The 4,177-nt window shown below is 67.5% G+C and carries 5 protein-coding genes; 3 read left to right on the top strand and 2 right to left on the bottom strand.

The genetic code is table 11. From position 1 onward, the window contains the following. Nucleotides 1-155 precede the first annotated feature (155 nt). Together AB0J09_RS57990 and AB0J09_RS57985 are read right to left on the bottom strand one after the other, a co-directional pair. Nucleotides 156-470, bottom strand: a complete 315-nt coding sequence (locus AB0J09_RS57990) for a hypothetical protein (RefSeq protein WP_360711644.1) — start codon at nt 468-470, stop codon at nt 156-158. A 51-nt stretch (nt 471-521) separates the two neighbouring features. Further along, nucleotides 522-704, bottom strand: a complete 183-nt coding sequence (locus AB0J09_RS57985) for a hypothetical protein (RefSeq protein ID WP_360711641.1) — start codon at nt 702-704, stop codon at nt 522-524. A gap of 1,265 nt (nt 705-1,969) precedes the next feature. Between AB0J09_RS57985 and AB0J09_RS57980 the strand changes: the two genes are divergently transcribed. The 3 genes from AB0J09_RS57980 to AB0J09_RS57970 form a co-directional block, all read left to right on the top strand. Continuing rightward, nucleotides 1,970-2,557: a hypothetical protein gene (locus AB0J09_RS57980; RefSeq protein ID WP_360711638.1), complete on the top strand. Its 588-nt coding sequence runs from the start codon at nt 1,970-1,972 to the stop codon at nt 2,555-2,557. Nucleotides 2,558-2,630: 73 nt separating this feature from the next. Continuing rightward, the gene (locus tag AB0J09_RS57975) at nt 2,631-3,308 is read left to right on the top strand and encodes a hypothetical protein (RefSeq protein ID WP_360711635.1); all 678 of its coding nucleotides are present in this window, start codon (nt 2,631-2,633) and stop codon (nt 3,306-3,308) included. Nucleotides 3,309-3,400: 92 nt separating this feature from the next. Then, nucleotides 3,401-4,177, top strand: a 777-nt coding sequence (locus tag AB0J09_RS57970; RefSeq protein ID WP_360711632.1) for a hypothetical protein, incomplete at its 3' end; no start/stop codon positions are given.

Genomic DNA, 4,177 nt, shown 5'->3' with positions numbered 1-4,177 from the left:
GCCGCCGAGCATGATGCGGCGCGGGTCGCAGGCTGCGGTGACTTCGGTCGTGCCGCTGGTGATCTCCTGGGTGAGCGCGGCGCGGAACGCGGCGCGGTGTTCGGCCCAGATCTCGTCCATGCGTTCGCGGCTGGTGCCGGCGGCCGGGGCGGGAATCATCGGGTCTGGTCCTTCCGGCTGGTGCGGCACTCGTAGCAGGGGTCTTTGCTGTCGAGGGTCGTGACGCGGCCGACCATCTGGAGGCGGGTCGTCACGAGCACGGACCAGATGCAGCCGCAGCCTGCTCTCTTGAGGACGACTCCCTGCCCGGGGGTGGCGAGCTGGTCTGCGTGTTGGGCGACCAGGGCGATGTGGGCGGGGTCAAACACCGTGGCGTTGGTTATGCTCATGTCGGTGACCGCGCGGATGGCTCGGCGGGGGATGCCGAGGGCGGCGATGGCGTCCTTTATGTGCTTCGTGCCGGGGTGCATGGTCGGCTCCGGGTCTTGGGCCGCCGGGCGTGGGCCCGGCGGCCGGATGGGCTATCGGATGGGGAGGCCTAGGAGGCGCGGGGTCATCTTCCAGGACTTGTACTCGCAGGAGACGATCACCTCGTACTCGGTGGCGGCGGTGCGGAGGGTTCCGCCGTAAGGGATGGCCGCCGCGATGGTGGCGGTCATCGTGAACGTGGTGCCGGTGTTGTTGCAGAGGGTGCCGGTCAGCATCGCGGCGATGTCCTTGGGGGTGGCCTGGCGGAGGGGCTGCCTGCGCTGCGGATCGCCTCGGCCAGCACAAGCTTCAGCAGATGATGATCGGTCGACTCCACCGACAGCTGACAGTGCGGTGAACGGCCAGGGTCGTGCGCGAAGTACCGCGCCCGCAGCGGTGACAGCTTGGCATGGACGCCGTGACCACACTCGGGGCAGGTGAGCCGGACCCGGGGCCGGATTCGATAAACACTCTCCCACTCCAGGCCCTGACCCAGATCGGTGAGCGTGGCATCAATGCGCCCCAGCTCGGGATGAAGAGCCGTGAAAGACATCAGACCCCCCGTCGTAGCGGATGTGCGAGGGGGTGAGCCGACGATATGCCCAGGCACCGACATTTCCTGGCCGTCCCGGTTGCGTTGCCAGAGCTGCTCACGCACGGATGATGCCTGGGGCTGGCGTGGGCCCGCGTGCTCTGCTCGCGGTCAGCCCACGGTGTGCGCAGGATGGGCTCCGCGCCGGCCAGCAGGCTTGAGGACAGGCACACGCCGACGGCCGCGGGATCCGACGCCAGCTCCCACGTCCTCGACCAGCCGATCGGTACGACGACCGGCAGCGCCGGCCCGACCTGATCCGCGTCGACGGCCAGTGATATGGATCCTGATCGGCGGCCTCGGGCCCCACCCCGTCGCCGTTCTGTTCCTCGACACCATCCCCGGAATCTTGCACCCGGCACGCGGAGCCAACCACCGCCCTGCTGCCGCGCCCTGGCGGACCTCGCCCGCGCTCAGCACCAGGCAGCCACGAGGGGACCATCCACCAACGGTGGCACGGCGACATGTGGCGCGGGGGAGGCGACATGACCGACGGCAGGATCGACGGATGCTCAAGAACGTTGCAGCATGACAGGCGTCTGGACAAGCCGGTCGGCACACCCGCGTGGCGCCTGTCGCCGATACCCGGAAGAGTCCTTGGGCACTCGCACCGGTAGCAGCACGGGGATGCCGGCCGGTATCGTCCGCACAACGGTGATCCAACAGGCGTTAGCCGCGCCCCGGGACTCACACGGAGGAGGCCAGCCGATGGCCGAACTGTACGACCGATTTCTGCAGCACGTACGCAGGACAGGCAGCCCGAACAAGGCGATGAGGATCATGCGCCGGTCAGAGGCCGAGATCCGCGACCTTCTCCGTGATCGGGCGGACCTGAGGCAGGACATCCGCGATGCCGTCTCCGCATATCGCCGCTCGATCGTTGAGGGCGTCATCCGTACAGGCACCGAGATGCCCGGCAATCTGGAGTATGTAAGCCGCAACAACGGAACGTCGCTGCAGGAAGTACGCACCTGGGCCAAGGCCTTCCCCGACCTGGCTCCGCTGATGGAGAGCCTGGGAGCTCTCCACGACGAGCGGACGGCCGCACGAACGGAGGAAAGACGAGCCAAACAGGCTCGCCGCTACGAGCGGACGAGACGGGACACGGAGGGCAAGCAGCGGGAAAGGCGCGGGATGAGCCTTCTGGACCTGGAAAGACGCCTGGCGAAGACGACTGGCCCGTCCCACGAAGGCCCCAAACCGATGGTGACCCTTTCGGAGGCATGGAAGGTGGGCGCCACGACGGCCGAGCTGAGCGTGCACGCGATCGGCTGCACATGGCTCGGACAACAGGGCATGGTCAACGACCGTTTCCACATCCATCGGCTGATCCCCGAACCGGAATTGATGGAGCTGGCCGAGCATGCCGACATCGACGAGCGGTGCTTGTGCCGCAGACCGCGGCAGGCAGAGCTTTTCGCGCAGTCGCCTCGGCCGTCCTTGATGCGATCCTCGACCGCCAATCCCGCAACGCCCGCTGGTGGGCAGAACACCTGACCGACCCCAGCCACCGTCTGGCCAGTCCCGTACGGGTCGCCATCACGGCTTCGAGAGCCACGCGGAGCCATCGGTGCTGCTGGCGTTGGAGTTCGCGGGCGACGTGGTCGAGGTGTTGTCTCAGCCGTTCCGGCTGGCTTTCAACACGATCGACGGGGCAGGCGAGCACATCCCCGACTTCCTCGCCGTGACTCGAAGCAACTCGTGGTTGATCGACGTTCGTCCGGGTGGCCGGATCAAGGCGGAGGACAGGATACGGTTCGCGGCCGCCGCTGAGATCGCGCTGTCTTGCGGGTGGCGGTATGCGGTGGCGGCTGACTGGCGACCGCACGTCCAGACGACGCTCGACACCATCTCGTCCCGGCGGCGGTCGTTGAACGACCCACTGGGCGTGCAGGCCACGCTGCTGGCGGTGGTCAGGAACGGGCCAGTGCGGTTCGGCGCGTTGGTGGAGCAGACCAACGTGCCTCGGCTCCGCCCAGGCGCGCACGCGTATCTTGCGGAGCGGGCGAGCAGGTCCTCGGCACGTAGAGGTGAGGGTCCTTCAGCGTGTGCACCCGGCCGAGGGGGTAAACCCTCGGGAGTGCGATGTCCAGCGTGCGGGCTGGGCAATTCTTCCGTGCGCTCACGCTGCCCTGGCCGCCGTGGCCAGGGCAGCCCTACGCCCTGGCGAAGCTGGGTTCTTATCGAAGTGGCAGCCCAGCCCGAGGCGATCTGTTCGAGCTGGAGCGGGCCACGCTTTGCGATCTGATCTCGCGTGTGGGTCTCCGGTGCTCGCCCAGCCAAACCCGACACCCCTTCATCCACTCGAATCTCCCTTCGAATGCCGGATAGGATCGCATTGTGACCGTCCCGCCCACAGTCAAGGTCCTGCCGCACGCAGCCGGTTATGTGCTGGCCGTGCAACTGTATGAGGACGGCACGTGGCAGCGAGCCTATGTGACGTGGAATGAGGTGGCGGTCCGCAACTTCCGAGGCGGCATCCAGACACACACCGAGTGGCTCCCGGCTTCGGCGGTGAAGCGCCTGGCGAATGAGGACTACAGCAGCGTCCAACGGTTTCCGGCCGGGGACGAGCCGGTCATGGCGGATGAGATGTCCGCCGGGGTGGATTCGGTGGGGCGGACAGGTGCCCTTCCCGGTAGGGATGCTTCTGGCCCCGTCGCGTCAAGTAAGGCAGTCCAGAGCGGCAGCCGATCCCGGCCTGCGGCGCGGGCAGGGCGGGCCTACGATGACGGCATGTTCGTCCCGCCGGAGTGGCCGCCTGAAGTTCTCACGCCAGATAAGCCCGACTGGGAGAGTTCTGCCGTGGCCTGGCTACTGGATACAGCTCCCGCCGAATACCGCGACTACCAGGCGGTTCGCCGATACCCCGTTGCGCTAGCCCGCATGGTCGCCGGCCACGTCGACGCAGCCATCAACGCAGCCCGAGCCAGTTATCGGCTTGCGGCGCACGATCTGAGGGGTTGCATGCCCGCATCGGAAGTTGAGGCGGTGCGAGATGCCTATCGCCGGGAAGGCCCTCGGCTGATCGAGCTGGCCCGCTCGATCGCGGTTGTCCAGCAAGCACTGCTTGGCGAGGCGTTCGTCTCCACGCTGCGGCAAGGCGGCCGGAGAACG

The sequence above is a fragment of the Nonomuraea sp. NPDC049784 genome, from assembly GCF_040659615.1.
Lineage (GTDB): Bacteria > Actinomycetota > Actinomycetes > Streptosporangiales > Streptosporangiaceae > Nonomuraea.
The sequence above is the reverse complement of the archived record's forward strand: the minus strand, read 5'-3'. Positions and strand labels throughout refer to the sequence as shown.

What these genes read in the sequence shown, in the direction of transcription:
- AB0J09_RS57990 (WP_360711644.1), bottom strand. Translation starts at nt 470, where the DNA reads ATGCACCCCGGCACGAAGCACATAAAGGACGCCATCGCCGCCCTCGGC.
- AB0J09_RS57985 (WP_360711641.1), bottom strand. Translation starts at nt 704, where the DNA reads ATGCTGACCGGCACCCTCTGCAACAACACCGGCACCACGTTCACGATG.
- AB0J09_RS57980 (WP_360711638.1), top strand. Translation starts at nt 1,970, where the DNA reads ATGCCCGGCAATCTGGAGTATGTAAGCCGCAACAACGGAACGTCGCTG.